Annotated in this window: 13 protein-coding genes and 1 pseudogene; 7 read left to right on the top strand and 7 right to left on the bottom strand. The window is 51.6% G+C overall.

What is annotated here, in order from left to right; all coding sequences use genetic code 11:
* Window positions 1-54: 54 nt before the first annotated feature.
* The 3 genes from HMPREF2907_RS06530 to HMPREF2907_RS06520 all read right to left on the bottom strand — a co-directional run bounded on the left by HMPREF2907_RS06530 (window position 55) and on the right by HMPREF2907_RS06520 (window position 4,137).
* Window positions 55-885: a carbon-nitrogen hydrolase family protein gene (locus HMPREF2907_RS06530; protein WP_070681383.1), complete on the bottom strand. Its 831-nt coding sequence runs from the start codon at window positions 883-885 to the stop codon at window positions 55-57.
* Between the two features lie 311 nt (window positions 886-1,196).
* The gene (gene dxs / locus HMPREF2907_RS06525; protein ID WP_070681381.1) at window positions 1,197-3,110 is read right to left on the bottom strand and encodes a 1-deoxy-D-xylulose-5-phosphate synthase; all 1,914 of its coding nucleotides are present in this window, start codon (window positions 3,108-3,110) and stop codon (window positions 1,197-1,199) included.
* Between the two features lie 154 nt (window positions 3,111-3,264).
* Window positions 3,265-4,137, bottom strand: a complete 873-nt coding sequence (locus HMPREF2907_RS06520) for a prephenate dehydrogenase (protein WP_070681378.1) — start codon at window positions 4,135-4,137, stop codon at window positions 3,265-3,267.
* 211 nt (window positions 4,138-4,348) lie between these two features.
* On the opposite strand from HMPREF2907_RS06520, the gene rfaQ reads away from it, so the two are divergent.
* Entirely contained in the window at window positions 4,349-5,434 is a 1,086-nt protein-coding gene (rfaQ, locus tag HMPREF2907_RS06515) for a putative lipopolysaccharide heptosyltransferase III (RefSeq protein WP_070681375.1), read from the top strand.
* Between the two features lie 76 nt (window positions 5,435-5,510).
* Here rfaQ and HMPREF2907_RS06510 read toward each other — a convergent pair whose 3' ends face one another.
* Window positions 5,511-5,846 (bottom strand): porin, encoded by a 336-nt coding sequence (locus HMPREF2907_RS06510; protein ID WP_070681372.1) that lies wholly within the window; start codon window positions 5,844-5,846, stop codon window positions 5,511-5,513.
* A 192-nt stretch (window positions 5,847-6,038) separates the two neighbouring features.
* Between HMPREF2907_RS06510 and ruvC the strand changes: the two genes are divergently transcribed.
* Window positions 6,039-6,587, top strand: coding sequence for a crossover junction endodeoxyribonuclease RuvC (gene ruvC / locus HMPREF2907_RS06505; RefSeq protein ID WP_070681368.1), 549 nt, complete (start codon window positions 6,039-6,041; stop codon window positions 6,585-6,587).
* A gap of 129 nt (window positions 6,588-6,716) precedes the next feature.
* Window positions 6,717-7,586 carry a lipid A biosynthesis lauroyl acyltransferase gene (locus HMPREF2907_RS06500; RefSeq protein WP_070681365.1) on the top strand — a complete coding sequence of 290 codons (870 nt, stop codon included), beginning with the start codon at window positions 6,717-6,719 and terminating at the stop codon, window positions 7,584-7,586.
* Window positions 7,587-8,445: 859 nt separating this feature from the next.
* Here the strand turns inward: HMPREF2907_RS06500 and HMPREF2907_RS06495 are convergent.
* The 3 genes from HMPREF2907_RS06495 to ilvE all read right to left on the bottom strand — a co-directional run bounded on the left by HMPREF2907_RS06495 (window position 8,446) and on the right by ilvE (window position 11,523).
* Window positions 8,446-9,126 (bottom strand): YiaD family glycine zipper/OmpA-like lipoprotein, encoded by a 681-nt coding sequence (locus tag HMPREF2907_RS06495; RefSeq protein WP_070681362.1) that lies wholly within the window; start codon window positions 9,124-9,126, stop codon window positions 8,446-8,448.
* Window positions 9,127-9,385: 259 nt separating this feature from the next.
* Window positions 9,386-10,264, bottom strand: a complete 879-nt coding sequence (locus HMPREF2907_RS06490) for a YoaK family protein (protein WP_049227519.1) — start codon at window positions 10,262-10,264, stop codon at window positions 9,386-9,388.
* Window positions 10,265-10,524: 260 nt separating this feature from the next.
* On the bottom strand, window positions 10,525-11,523 hold the full coding sequence (ilvE, locus tag HMPREF2907_RS06485; RefSeq protein ID WP_070681358.1) for a branched-chain-amino-acid transaminase: 999 nt from the start codon (window positions 11,521-11,523) through the stop codon (window positions 10,525-10,527).
* 206 nt (window positions 11,524-11,729) lie between these two features.
* Between ilvE and HMPREF2907_RS13550 the strand changes: the two are divergent.
* From HMPREF2907_RS13550 to HMPREF2907_RS12945, 4 genes and pseudogenes are all read left to right on the top strand, one after another.
* A pseudogene (locus HMPREF2907_RS13550) lies at window positions 11,730-11,792 on the top strand (transposase); the annotation flags it as partial.
* Window positions 11,793-12,066: 274 nt separating this feature from the next.
* A complete protein-coding gene (locus tag HMPREF2907_RS06480; RefSeq protein ID WP_060975093.1) occupies window positions 12,067-12,411 on the top strand; it encodes a LapA family protein in 345 nt (114 codons plus the stop codon).
* Window positions 12,412-12,423: 12 nt separating this feature from the next.
* Window positions 12,424-13,593, top strand: coding sequence for a lipopolysaccharide assembly protein LapB (lapB, locus tag HMPREF2907_RS06475; protein WP_070681355.1), 1,170 nt, complete (start codon window positions 12,424-12,426; stop codon window positions 13,591-13,593).
* A 684-nt stretch (window positions 13,594-14,277) separates the two neighbouring features.
* Window positions 14,278-14,622 carry a hypothetical protein gene (locus HMPREF2907_RS12945; RefSeq protein WP_070681352.1) on the top strand — a complete coding sequence of 115 codons (345 nt, stop codon included), beginning with the start codon at window positions 14,278-14,280 and terminating at the stop codon, window positions 14,620-14,622.
* Window positions 14,623-14,781: the final 159 nt, after the last annotated feature.

Here is a 14,781-nt window from a genome sequence, read left to right as displayed (position 1 = left end):
GTACTGGTTTAAATTTAATCCACTATACAAGCTTGAATCACGTTTTAATCATCTTCACAACAACCTGTGCTTCAAAGCGGGCAGTCTGGTGCGCACGCTTTGCAGCCTTGCAGCGTCCAAATCGGCGATGACGATGCCCTCGCCTTCGGGCAATACGTCCAAGATTTCGCCCCACGGATCGATAATCATGCTATGACCGAACGTTCGCATGCCGCTTTCGTGTTCGCCGCCTTGCGCCGAAGCGATGACGTAGCATTGATTTTCCACCGCGCGGGCGCGCAGCAACAATTCCCAATGCGCTTTGCCTGTCGTGTAAGTAAAAGCGGCGGGCAGCAGCAAAACGTCAAACGGCTGCTGGGCGCGGAAAAACTCGGGAAAGCGCAAGTCGTAGCACACTCCGGCGGCAAGCGACACGCCGTCGGCGGTCAATTTCGGCACATCACTGCCTGCGCTGATGGTGTCCGCCTCGGCATAGCGCTCGCCCAAGCCTGAGAAACCGAACAGGTGCATTTTGTGATACAGCCCGATTTGCGTACCGTCGCGGTCGTACACCAACATCGTGTTCATCACTTTTCCCGCATCGGGGCTTTCCAGCGGAATCGTGCCGCCGAACAGCACCACGCCGCATTCCGCCGATGTCTCGCTCAAGGTCGTCTGAAAACGAGCGCTGCGGGTTTCGCTAAAATTACTACCGACTAAAGGTTCGGCAAAAGCCAGTTTGTCAGTATCCTTGCACCCCATCAGCGGCCAATACTCAGGCAGCAACACCCAATCCGCGCCTTGTTCGGCTGCTTGGCGCACGAGGCGTTTCATGGTGTTAATGTTGCTATCGGGGTCGGTGGACGAAATCATTTGTACGGCGGCGGCACGGATGTTTTTTTGCATATCAGTTCCTATCTGCGTGTTCAGACGACCTATCAGCAGGTTGTCTGAATAAAGATTCACGGTATATCCCAAAAAATACCTGTACCATTATCTGTGTAATTTGAAACAACGGCATAGGCTTTCTATTTGATACGGCAGTTCGCCTCGTTTTTGATACGGCACACATCATCAGCCATCATTTCCGTCCACACGCAATACGCCGATAAATAAACCGTATCGAAAACAGGGCAAAGGTCGTCTGAACATCCGTTTTCAGACGACCTTTATTCATTGCTTGCAACGGCGCGGCGTTATTTGCTAGCAGCTTTAATTCAAGCTGCCGGCAGCCATCCACGTATGCGTTTTTCCATCGCGTCGGCACTCAAGCCCAAATCGTCCAAAAGTTTTTTCGGATCGCCGTGTTCGGTTACGGTATCGGCAACGCCCAAAAGCAAAACGGGTTTGCAGATGCCGTGTTTCGCCAATACTTCCAGCACCGCGCTGCCTGCGCCGCCTTGTTCGGCGTTTTCTTCGGCGGTAACGATGTAGTCGTGGCTTTGGGCGAGGCGGACAATGAGTTCCTCATCTATCGGTTTGACGAAGCGCATATCGGCGACGGTGGCGTTCAGTTTGTCGGCAACCGTCAATGCGGGGGCGACCATGCTGCCGAAGGCGATGAATGCGGTTTTCTCGCCTTGGCGGCGGACGATGCCTTTGCCGACGGCTACGGTTTCAAGGCCGTCTGAAACGGGCGCGCCTGTTCCCGTGCCGCGCGGATAGCGGACGGCGGCGGGGGCGTTTGCTTGATAGCAGGTTGAAAGCAGCAGGCGGCATTCGTTTTCATCGCTCGGCGCGGCGACAATCATATTCGGCACGCAGCGCAAGAAGCTCAAATCGTACAAACCGGCATGGGTCGGGCCGTCTGCGCCGACGATGCCCGCACGGTCGACGGCAAACAAAACGGGCAGGTTTTGCAGGGCGATGTCGTGCACCAGTTGGTCGTAGGCGCGCTGGAGGAAGGTGGAATAAATGGCGACGACGGGCTTCATGCCTTCGCAAGCCAACCCGCCGGCAAAGGTAACGGCGTGCTGCTCGGCGATGCCGACATCAAAATAGCGGTCGGGGAATTGTTGTTCGAATTCGACCAGTCCGCTGCCCTCGCGCATGGCGGGGGTAATCGCCGCCAATCGGGAATCTGCCGCCGCCTGGTCGCACAGCCATTTGCCGAACACTTGCGTATAGGTCGGTTTGGCGGCAGGCTTGTTTTCTTTTTCAGACGACGTTGAAGTTTTGAGGTCGTCTGAAACGTCTTTGGGCAGGTTGGCAACGGCGTGGTATTTGACGGGGTCGTTTTCGGCGAGTTTGTAGCCGTTGCCCTTTTTGGTGATGACGTGCAGCAGTTGCGGGCCTTTGCGGCTGCGCAAATCTTTCAATACGTCAACCAGATGCTCGACGTTGTGTCCGTCCACGGGGCCGGTGTAGCGGAAACCAAAGTTTTCAAACAAAGACAGCGACTGCTTGGCGTGTTCGGCTTCGCCCGCCAGCGTTTTGATTTTGTGCTCGACTTTTTGGGCAAGCTCCATCGCGCCGGGCAGCTTGTCCAAAACCTTGCTCGATTGCGCCTTGATGGTGCTCAACACGCCGCGCATATCGCGCACGACGTTGCTGGCGAGGTATTTCGGTAGCGCGCCGACGTTGGGGGAAATCGACATTTCGTTGTCGTTGAGGATGACCAGCAGGTTCACGTCCATGTCGCCCGCGCAGTTCAAGGCTTCAAACGCCTGCCCCGCCGTCATCGCACCATCGCCGATGATGGCGACGCTGCGGCGGTTGCTGCCCAAGAGCTTGTCTGCCGCCGCCATGCCCAAAGCCGCGCCGATGGAGGTGGAGGAATGGCCCACGCCAAACGCGTCGTATTCGGATTCGCTGCGCTTGGGGAAGCCCGCCAAGCCGCCGTAGCGGCGCATGGTGTGCATCCGGTTTTTGCGGCCGGTGAGGATTTTGTGCGGATAGCTTTGATGGCCGACGTCCCAAACCAAATGGTCTTCCGGCGTGTCGTATACATAGTGCAGGGCGATGGTCAGCTCGACCGCGCCCAGATTGCTGGCGAAATGCCCGCCGGTTTGACCGACGGATTCGAGTAGGAATGCCCGCAATTCGGCAGCAACCTGCGGCAGCAGGCTTTTATCCAGCATGCGTAAATCTTCAGGCAGATGGATGGTGTCTAATAACGGAGTGTGGCTCATGGTGTGTCTTTGCGGGCTTATTGTGTCTATCGGGCAATTATAGCAAGAGTTGTCCTGTTCGGATAAAGGGTTTTAACGAAGCTTTGTTTTCAGACGACCCGGTTTAATTATCTATTCATACAGAGATTGTCTGAAACTGCCTCTTTCAAACCTACTATTGCTGCTCCAGCCATTCATCGCGGGTTTGTTTGGCAGCGGCAAAATAGCGGTAAAGGGCGGCGCGGTCTTCTTCGGACAGGATGCGTTCGAGTTCGGACAACTGGGTACGCAGGCCGCCAATCAAATCCAACAGGCTGTTTTTGTTGGCAAGGCAGATGTCCGTCCATACGGCGGGATGACTGGATGCGATGCGCGTAAAATCACGAAAGCCCGTCGCGGCAAATTCAAGATAATGCCGACCGTCGGGATGATCGGCGATTTGGTGGACGTAGGCAAAGGCGGCAAGATGCGGCATATGGGAAACGGCGGCAAAAACGGCATCGTGTTCTTCCGCGCTCATGCGGAAAGTTTTCGCCCCGACTGCCAGCCACAGGTTTTCAACCAGGCCGGCGGCCTGTTCATCTTCTTCCCCGTGCGGCGTGATCACCAGCTTCCTGTCCTGAAACAATCCGAACTGTGCGGAAAGCGCGCCGCTCCTGTCAGAGCCTGCAATCGGATGGGCTGCGATGCAACGGGACAAATGTTCGGGCAGGACGCTGCGGAAAGCCTGAACGGCAGATTGTTTGGTACTGCCCACATCGGTAACCACAGTATGCGCGTTCAAATAAGGTCGGACGGTGCGGCAAATGTCTGGAAATGTGGAAACAGGCGTAGCGATAACGGCCAAATCCGCTTCGTGCATACTCAAAGCGTCGATTTGCGTGTAGGCGCGATCAATGACGCGCCGTTCAAGCGCACGGTCAAGGTTGTCGCGATCCAAATCGATGCCGGTTACCGTATCGACCAATCCGAGCCGTTTCAAGTCCAACACGAACGAGCCGCCGATCAGCCCGACACCAATGAGGACGATATGTTTGAGTGTATTCATGGCAGATGCGCGGGACAAAGGTCGTCTGAAAACGGTACGCCCGCTATTCTAGGGATTAATTGTCCGCATTCTATCGTATCCGAAAGGCAAGCGCATATCGTGCAACGATACTGCCCCGAACACCATCCTTCCGACCATAAAAAGGCAGTTCGCCATTGTGCCGTTTCGTTTTACAATAGGCAGACCGAAATCCATCCGCCGAAAGCAAACTATGTCCCTGGCCCAACCGAAACGTATTTTAGTCATCAAGCTGCGCCACCACGGCGACGTCCTGTTAGCCACGCCCGTCGTCCACGCCCTCAAGACCCGCTTTCCCGATTGCGAAATCGACATGCTGGTTTACCGGGAAACCGCCGACATCATCAGCGACAATCCTGAAATTGCCGAAATCTTCACCATAGACCGCTCCTGGAAAAAGCAGGGGTTGAAAACCCAGCTATGCGAAGAGAAAAAGCTGTTCTCGCGCCTGAAAAAGCGCAGGTACGACTGGGCGTTCAACCTGTCCGACCAATGGCGCTCGGCAATACTCGCCAAATTCTGCGCACAATGCAGCGTCGGCATCAGCCATATCAAACGCAACCACTTTTTCTGGCGTTGGTGCCACGACTTCCTCAACCCCGAAGCCGGACGCGGCTGCCACATTACCGAATATCATATGAACGTTTTGCCACCGCTTATCCGGCCTGAGGAAACACCGCCGGCAAAAGTGATGATGGCAATCGGCGAAGATGCCCGCTCGAATTTGCAAAGCAAGCTGAACAAACAAGGCTGGAACGGGGAGGATTATGTCTTATTCCACCCGGGCGCGCGTTGGGAATTCAAATGCTGGGAAGACGGCAAAAACGCCGCCATCGTCCAATTACTGCTCAACCACGGTCAAAACGTCGTTTTAACCGCCGCACCCTCAGCAACCGAACAACAAATGATCGATGCAGTTTTAGAACGCGTCAAAATTCCCGAAGGCGGTAAATTATGGATACTGTCGGGCAACCTTAACCTGCGCGAACTGGCTGCCGCCATCGACGGCTGCAAACTCTTCATCGGCGTAGATTCCGCCCCCATGCACATCGCCGCTGCACTGAACAAACCGCAAATCGCCCTGTTCGGTCCCTCATGGCTGGACAGATGGCATCCCTATTCCGACAATGCCGAGGTTATTTGGGCGGGTGATTTCGGCGACCTACCCCACCCCGACAGCATCAATACATCCGGCAAAAAACGCCTGCTCAAAGCCATTCCGCTGGAAGCCGTGTGGAACAAAATTGCTGAAAAGCTGGGTTTAAACAAGGAAGCTTAAACAAAACGGCAAAGGTCGTCTGAAACCCCCAAATCGGTTTTCAGACGACCTTTTCATTACACGAACGACAAAAAATTCAATATTTCCCAAACTGCCCTGCCGCATCGTCTCCCATATTGCCCGAATGGGGGGAAGGACTATGCCAAACCGTGCGCGACAGGCTGCGCGAACCTACCGGCGTATCCTGTTCTGCCTGAAACAACACATTATTCCCACTACCGATGGGTAGCGAGCCGCGCAAACCGATATAACTGCCTGAATCATATATGCCGCTATGTGATACCGAACTGTCTCTCGATTTAATGCGCGACGCTTCAACGCCGCTTTTGATTTCGCCATAAAGGCGGACTTCCGCCATCGCCAACACAGGCAAAGCCGTCAAGGCCGCAACCAAAATATACAAGGGTTTCATCCTGTCCGTTCCTTTCAAATATTTCTTACACAACCGAATAGCGATAACCAATTTGACCAACCAGTATATGCCCCTCTTGCGTAAACAAACCATAAATCGTGAAAACGTCGTCTGAAAAGACACATCGCATCCCATATCCGTTTTATATTGATTTCACTATAATCCTGGTTTCACCGCCTCAACAGCATAATCATGACTTCCGCTTCACAAACCACCCGCATCCTGGGCATAGACCCCGGCAGCCGCGTAACCGGTTTTGGCGTCATCGACGTCCGCGGCCGCGAGCATTTCTACATCGCCTCCGGCTGCATCAAAACCCCTCCGAACGCGCCGCTGTCGGAACGCATCGCCGTCATCGTACGCCATATCGATGAAATCGTCCGAACTTACCAGCCGCAACAGGCCGCCGTGGAGCAGGTATTCGTCAACGTCAATCCTGCCTCCACACTCATGCTCGGACAGGCGCGCGGCGCGGCATTGGCAGGATTGGTCATGCACGGCTTGCCCGTATCCGAATACACCGCCCTGCAAGTCAAACAGGCCGTTGTAGGCAAAGGCAAGGCAGCGAAAGAACAAGTACAGCACATGGTCGTGCAAATGCTCTCCCTTTCCGGCACGCCCCAATCCGATGCCGCCGACGGACTCGCCGTCGCCCTGACCCACGCTCTGCGCAACCACGGACTTGCCGCACAGTTGAATCCGAACGGAATGAAAGTCAGACGGGGACGCTTCCAATGGTGAAAAGGTCGTCTGAAAAAGAGCGTAGCAGGTTTAGCCAAAACAAGTTTACTCAGACTCCTACTCTCTGACTAGACAACAGCCCTTTCCGTTATAATTCCCTTTTTCCCGCCCCATTCCTCAACAGCCGCCATGAAAGCCGCCTTTTTCCTCCTCTACCTCATTCAGCTCCTGCCCTTCAAGGCCATACACAAAATCGCCGACGCCGTGGGCATCCTTGCCTATTACGCCGTCAAACCGCGCCGAAAAGTCGGCGAGACCAACCTTAGAAAATGCTTTCCCGAATGGAGCGAAGACAAACGCAAAGCCGTGCTCAAACGCCATTTTCAGCACATGGCAAAGCTGATGCTCGAATACGGCCTGTATTGGTACGCGCCTGCCGACAGGCTGCGCAAGTTTGTGCATTATCAAGACAAACACCATCTCGACGACGCGCTCGCGGCAGGCGAAAAAGTCATCCTGCTTTATCCGCATTTCACCGCATTTGAAATGGCGGTTTACACCCTCAATCAGGACGTGCCGCTGACCAGCATGTATTCGCACCAAAAAAACAAAGCGTTGGACGAACAAATCCTCAAAGGCCGCCACCGCTACAACAACGTCTTCCTCATCGGCCGCACCGAAGGCCTGCGCGCGATTATCAAGCAACTGCGCAAAAGCGACGCCCCCTTCCTTTACCTGCCCGACCAAGATTTCGGCCGCAACGACTCCATTTTCGTCAACTTCTTCGGCATCCCCACCGCCACGATTACAGGCTTAAGCCGCATTGCCGGCATGACGAAAGCCAAAGTCATCCCCGCCATCCCCACGCGCAATGCCGACAACACTGTTACACTGCGTTTCTATCCGGCATGGGAAAACTTCCCTTCAGACGACGTTGTAGCCGACACCCAACGCATGAACGACTTTATCGAAGCGCGGGCAAGGGAAAATCCCGAACAATATTTCTGGCTGCACAAACGCTTCAAAACCCGTCCCGAAGGCGAACAGGGATTTTATTGAATTACATACAGTTACAACAAAAAGCAAAGCCCGTCATATTCGGGCTTTTATCATTTCTATTAAATCGAAAATTAACAACGATAGTAACAAATTTTCAATTGAGAATTTTTCACATTAACTCTTTGGATAAACTGGGTATTTTGGCCTATCAAACGCTCAATACAGGAAAAATCGGGGCGTTTTCCGTAAAACATAAATATGATGCGAAATTTTGATTAATATATTAAAATTTAATTTAATTTAAAATCAGAGTGTTATAAAATAATATTTTAAAAGAATCAATTATATTGTCTAATCCATAAAGAATATAATTTCAATATTATAAATTTTTTTATTTTATATTCATGAAAAATTTGACTAAGAAAAATTATATTCTAAATTTTAAATAAATATTGAAATATTATAAATATTAATTTTTCATAAAAAAATAATGTAAACTACTTGGCAAACCCAAATTTTTCGAGTAAATTTCGCTACATCAAATTACAGCCGTACCGGCAAATCTGATACTCCGGTTTTCAGCTGCAAATCCTTTGATTTGCAGCGGATGTTCCGAGCCTCAATCTCTCGGAACAAAAGTTTACCCGCACGGAGTTGAGCCGTGCAGGTAAAGCCGCAGGCGAAAGCCTGTATTGTTTGTGAAGCGTAAATCTCTGATTTGAGGTATTGGGGCAATCCTGTGGGGGATTGCCTCCTTTTTTTGTTTCATGCGTTTCCACCATTTCATTATTGCCTCCGACCTCAAATTGTCTTGAGGTATTCGGACATCCGGCCCGCATTACTTCCATATAAAAAGGTCATCTGAAACCTGATTTTGTTTCAGACGACCTTTAAACTTTATCCTCAGACGGATAGCTTCTTACATTTGCTGTTGCGCCGCCTTGATGGCGTTTTGGTCGGGATTGATCAAAATTTCCACGCGGCGGTTTTGGGCGCGGCCTTCGGCTGTGGCGTTAGACGCGATAGGATGGCGCGAACCGTAGCCGGCGGTGGTCAGACGCGAGCCGTTCACGCCGCGCGATTGCAGGTAGTCGGCAACGGCAAGCGCGCGGTTGCGGGACAGCGGCTCGTTGATGGCATCGTTGCCGGTGTTGTCGGTATGGCCGTTAATCGTCAAAGTCGTGTCGGGGTATTGCACCAGCGTTTCGGAGGCGGTCGCCAAAGCATTTCGCGCCTGATCGCTCAATGCCGCACTGCCTGTTGCGAAGGTAACGTTTTCAGGCATCACCAGCTTGATTTGGTTACCTTGGCGTTCCACTTCGATGTTGGTGTTTTTCAGGTTCTCGCGCAGTTTTTTCTCTTGATAGTCCATGTAGCCGCCTACGCCCGCACCAATCGCGCCACACGCCAACGCAGAGTTGCGCGCGCCTTTGCCGCCGTGGGTCAATGCGCCGACGATGCCGCACACTGCCGCGCCGCCCAAGCCGTACATGGCGGTTTTGCTGGTGTTGCGTTGTCCGCTTACAGGGTCGGTTACACAGCCTGTCAGAGCCAAGGGGATTGCTAACGTGGCAACGGTCAGAGGTTTCAAGAATTTCATTGAGATGTCCTTTCAAAAAATACCGCTCCGACACAGAAGGTCGCCTGAAAAGCGGCTTGATGTATTTCAACGATGTTTCGGCGGGCTGCAAACCCTTCCAAACAGATTGAAGCAGCATGATAGCCAAGATTGCGGCGTAGTAAATCTCGCTTAACCCGATATTACCTAACTGACCGCAAACTGACATTTCGGTTTTCTATTCTGCGTATTCAGTAAGATTACCGTAATGAAGTTTGGTTCCTCAAGGCGTTTGCAACACCTATTTTTTCCCATAACGGCCGCGGACATACCTTATCAACATATATTTCAGCCTCAAACGCACATCGTAACCGACCGATCCCGCGCCCAACACAAACAACACCAGCGCGACCGGCAAGGCAAAATGATGGCCTATCTGATGATAGCCCCACGCACCAATCACCCCACCCAACAAAAACGACCACATCAATCCGCCCAAAAGCCACATCTTCGGCTTATTGACACGCACATGCGGCAGGCGCGGATGATGTTTTTTCGAATAATACAGCGCGCGCGAAAGCTCGATGCCCAAGTCGGTTGCCGTGCCGGTCATGTGCGTCGAACGGATGGCACCGCCGGATAAAAGCGTCATCACCGTATTGTGCATTCCCATGATGAAACACATTAAAAACAAAGCCAACGACGGGAAAACCAAATTCCCGTCCCCGATGTTCCACTTCGATGCCGTCAGACCGAACAAGCCGAATATCAACAGATAAACTGCTTCCAGCCACATGGAAAAACCGAAGCTGCCGCGAAACCGTTTCTGCTGCGTCCATAAAACCACCCAGCCCGAATGCGCCGCACCGACCACAAAACACAACACGCTGATTAAAGCCACCGCCGCCGTTACCCATTCGCGCAGATAAACAGCGTCCGCCAGCAGCGACATCGAGCCGGTAACGTGCGACGTATAACGTGAAAACGCAAAGAAACCGCCCGCATTGATCGCACCCGCCAACATCGCCATGATGTAACCCAACCTGCGGAAGCGCGCATCGGAAATATGGTGTTCGTGCAGATACGGCCTGTCTGCCTGCCAAAACGGCGGGGCATGCCGCCGCTTGTCATGCAGCCTGATCTGCTTATCGCGTCGTAGGTGTATTTGCGGTTCTTCCATATAACGTTATCCCTTTTGCAATAATGGATGCAAGGCAAGTAAACACCTTTCCGATTAAAATTAATCCATCATCCGAACAGTATGTTCAGACGACCCCGCCATCAAAAATCTACAATATTAAGGTGTTGTACCTACCACCGATGAAAAATGACGGCAGGCAGGAATTTTTCTATTTCCATTAGCCATAAAAAAGGTTGTCTGAAAAGCATTTTATCCTTTTCAGACAACCTTTCCACCGATTGCATCAATACAAAATCAAATCAGCACACTTCAACCAACCAGCCATGTTTGTCTTCCGCCAAACCGTATTGGATGTCGGTTAAGGCTTTACGCAAAGCGTAGCCGCGTTCTTGGCTCTTCACTTCGATTTCTTTGCCGTCGATGACAAAAGAGGTTACGGGTGAGATGACGGCGGCGGTGCCGGTCAGAATTGCTTCCGCGCCCTCTTCGACTGCGGCTTTGAGTTCGTCCACGGTGAAATTGCGTTCGCTGACGGTGTAGCCCAAGTCTTTGGCGACGGTCAGCACAGAATCGCGGGTAACGCCGTGGAGGAATTCGTCGGTCAACGGTTTGGTAATGATTTCGTTGCCTTTAATCAGGATAAAGTTGGACGCGCCGGTTTCCTGTACGTCGCCGTTCGGGCAGAACAGGACTTGATTTGCACCGTGTTCGGCTTTTGCCTTCAACACCCAGGGCATGGCGGAGGCGTAGTTGCCGCCGCATTTGACGCGGCCCATGTGCGGTGCGCAGCGGATGTGTTCGGTTTCAACTAAAATTTTCACGGGCGAACCGGCTTTGAAATAGTCGCCAACCGGAGACGCGAGGATATAAAGCAGCGCGGTTTCGGACGGCGAACCGGCTTTGCCGATAACGGGGTCGGTACCGATGAGCGTCGGGCGCAGATACAGCGCGGCAGGCGCGTCGGGAATTTCCTCGGCGGCGCGTTTGACCAATTCGATCAGGGCATTCAGATAGGCTTCGGTTTCGGGGCGCGGCAGGTGCAAAATATCTGCGCTTTGCTGCATACGGGCGATGTTTGCCGTCGGGCGGAACAAGACAATTTTGCCGTTTGCCTGACGGAATGCTTTTAAGCCTTCAAAGCATTCGCTGCCGTAATGCAGGGCGTGCGCGCCGGGCGCGAGGGTGAGGTCTGAGGAAGTTTGCCATTCGGTCGGCTGCCATTTGCCGTCCTTGTGGGCGATAACGGGCATTTGGGCGTGGAAGACGCTGCCGAACACGGCGGGTACGGGTCTGCTCATGGTGATTGCCTTTCTTATTCTGTTTGGTTCTGTTTAGATATTAAAAGTTGAAAGATACGCCTGTACGGATGGTTTTGACAAGTCCGAATACTTGTTTCGCAAACAGCTTTCGCCCAAGCCCTTGCCTGATAACGAAATACGGAAAACCATCCATTCCTATACGCATACGAATTGTCAGCAATCATGCCTACCGTGTACTACATATCTATAGTGGATTAAATTTAAATCAGGACAAGGCGACGAAGCCGCAGACAGTACAGATAGTACGGAACCGATTCACTTGGTGCTTCAGCACCTTAGAGAATCGTTCTCTTTGAGCTAAGGGCGAGGCAACGCCGTACTGGTTTAAAGTTAATCCACTATATAATGAAGCCTAAGGTCGTCTGAAAACTGCCGCACATCCTATCCGAAACAATCCAAATCGTTTAAACTAAGCCGCATCTGCGGCAAACGGATTCGGAAACGGAATCCCTATCGACCGCCTATTGAATTTTCAGACGACCTTTTCAAAACTTTCCGACAGGCATACCGCCGGAGACATCCATGAAACTGATTTACACCATTATCAAAGTCATCATTTTATTATTGTTTTTACTGCTCGCCGTCATCAATACCGATAGCGTCGCCTTCCACTACCTGCCCGGTCAGAAAGCCGATTTACCGCTGATTGTCGTCCTCTTCGGCGCATTTGTCATCGGCATCGTGTTCGGTATGTTTGCCCTGTTCGGCAGACTTTTGGCGCTGCGCAGCGAAAACAACCGCCTGCGTGCCGAAGTCAAAAAACACGCGCATTTGAGCGAAAAAGACCTTACCGCCCCCGTACCGCAGCAACCTGCGCCGCAAACGACGGCCCCTGCCAAACAACCCATACAAACGCCCAAGCCTTAAAAAAGGAATCACATGGACAACGAATTGTGGGTCATCCTCCTGCCCATTACCCTTTTGCCCGTCTTTTTCGCCATGGGCTGGTTTGCCGCCCGTATCGACATGAAAACCGTGTTGAAACAGGCGAAAAGCGTGCCTGCCGGCTTTTACAAAAGTCTGGACGCATTGGTTGACCGCAACAGCGGCCGTGCTGCCCGCGAACTGGCGGAAGTCATCGACCAGCAGCCGCAGTCTTACGACCTCAACCTGACTTTGGGCAAACTCTACCGTCAGCGCGGCGAAAACGACAAAGCCATCAATATGCACCAAGCCCTGCTCGACTCGCCCGATACCGTCAACGAAAAACGCGCGCGGGTGCTGTTCGAACTCGCGCAAAACTACCAAAGCGCAGGCTTGGTTGACCGCGCCGAACAAATCTTCATCGGCTTGCAGGAAGGCAACATGGCGCGCGAAGCCCGTCAGCACCTGCTCAGCATCTACCAGCAAGACCGCGACTGGGAAAAAGCCATTGAAACCGCGCAACTCCTCAGCCACGACGAGCAAACCTACCAATTTGAAATTGCACAGTTTTATTGCGAACTTGCCCAAACCGCGCTGTTCAAATCCAACCTTGACGCCGCCCGTTACAACGTCCAAAAAGCCTTGGACGCCAACAAAAAATGCGCCCGCGCCAACATGATTTTGGGCGACATCGAAACCAAACAGGGCAATTTCCCCGCCGCTGTCGAGGCATACGGCGCCATCGAGCAGCAAAACCATGCCTACCTGAGCATGGTCGGCGAAAAACTCTACGAAGCCTACGCCGCCCAAGGCAAACAGGAAGAAGGGCTGAACCGGCTCATTGGCTACATGCAGACTTTCCCCGATTTGGACTTCATCAACGTCATTTACGAAAAAGCCCTGCTGCTCAAAGGCGAAAGCGAAGCCGCCCAACTTGCCATCGACCTCGTGCGTCAAAAACCCGACCTCAACGGCGTATACCGCCTGCTCGGTTTGAAAATCAGCGACATGAATCCCGCATGGAAAGCCGACGCCGACATGATGCGCTCCGTCATCGGCCGCCAACTCCAACGCAGCGTCATGTACCGCTGCCGCAACTGCCACTTCAAATCCCAAGTCTTCTTCTGGCACTGCCCTGCCTGCAACAAATGGGAAACCTTCACGCCCAATAAAATCGAAGTGTGAAGCAAACCAACAAAAAAGGTCGTCTGAAAAGTTTCAGACGACCTTTTTTTGAAAATAAACGGTCTTTTATTTTGCCAAGCGGTACAAAAAACAACAGTTTTTTCCAAAAAAATCTATTTTTTCTCTTACTGAATAAATATTATTACTAATATTTTCAATATATTATATTATCTGGCCAATTATTGTTTTATGAACACATCATTTTTATTTCCGTTATGCTAGAATTGTTTTGAATTACCCATTTCGAATATTAGCGATCTGCTCGAAGACAAAAGGGAATATTTGTTGAATAACAGTGAACTAATGATTAGTAACGCAATCTTACCTAATTTAGGTTAATTTACCTAAAATCCTAAAATATTGTACAGATAGCGTAAATGAACGAAATGATAAGAGACGCCGGCCGTCAAGATATGCAAAACACAATCGAAACAGCCATAGTCCGAACCATAAAAAGGTTTCCTTATTTTCTAATGCAGCAAAACGCAATCAGAAAATCAATTAGATACAGACCGCCCAGTCAAAGCCAATATCCTAAGTTTCAATAGGTTTCTTCCTCGAAATCCACTGAAGGCAGAATATTTGCTCTTGCCGGAAACTTTGTCTATTTGGTCCATGGAATACCATAACATTACATTGCTACGGGTTTAGACTCGTAAAATTCAATCATGGGAAATACAAATCATGTCAAAACAAACTCTGTCTGCACTCACTAATCACGGACAAACCAATATCCACACTTCTCCAAATAAATCAAACCCGGAGAGCCAGAGCCAAGGGAAATCTTCTACGCTCAACGCCCTGATTTTCCAACACTCAATGGGTGGAATAAATATCGCCAGCGCACTGCCTAAGCAAACCCACGGCACAACCAATATTACAGGAAGGCAAAATGCGCAACCAATCAAGATTAACGCGAACAAAGCCAAACTGACCCCTTTTGAAGCCAAGCTGCTTGCCCAAGCAAAAGCTGCGGCCGACAAAAAGCCGCTCAGGATAGAGCTGAAGCCGCACATAAAGCTTCTGTAGCTGCCGCTCAAGCCAAAATTGCTGCCGAAAAAAAAGCTGCTCAAGAAAGAGCAGAAGCTGCACATAAAGCCGCCATGGCTGCTGCACAAGCCAAAGCAGCTGCCGAAAAAAAGGCTGCCCAGGAAAGAGCTCAAGCTGCACATAAAGCCGCTATGGCAG

Origin of the sequence: Neisseria sp. HMSC055H02, from assembly GCF_001813335.1 — a bacterium.
GTDB classification, from domain to species: Bacteria; Pseudomonadota; Gammaproteobacteria; order Burkholderiales; family Neisseriaceae; genus Neisseria; species Neisseria sicca_C.
This window is presented reverse-complemented; position numbering and strand designations above follow the sequence as displayed.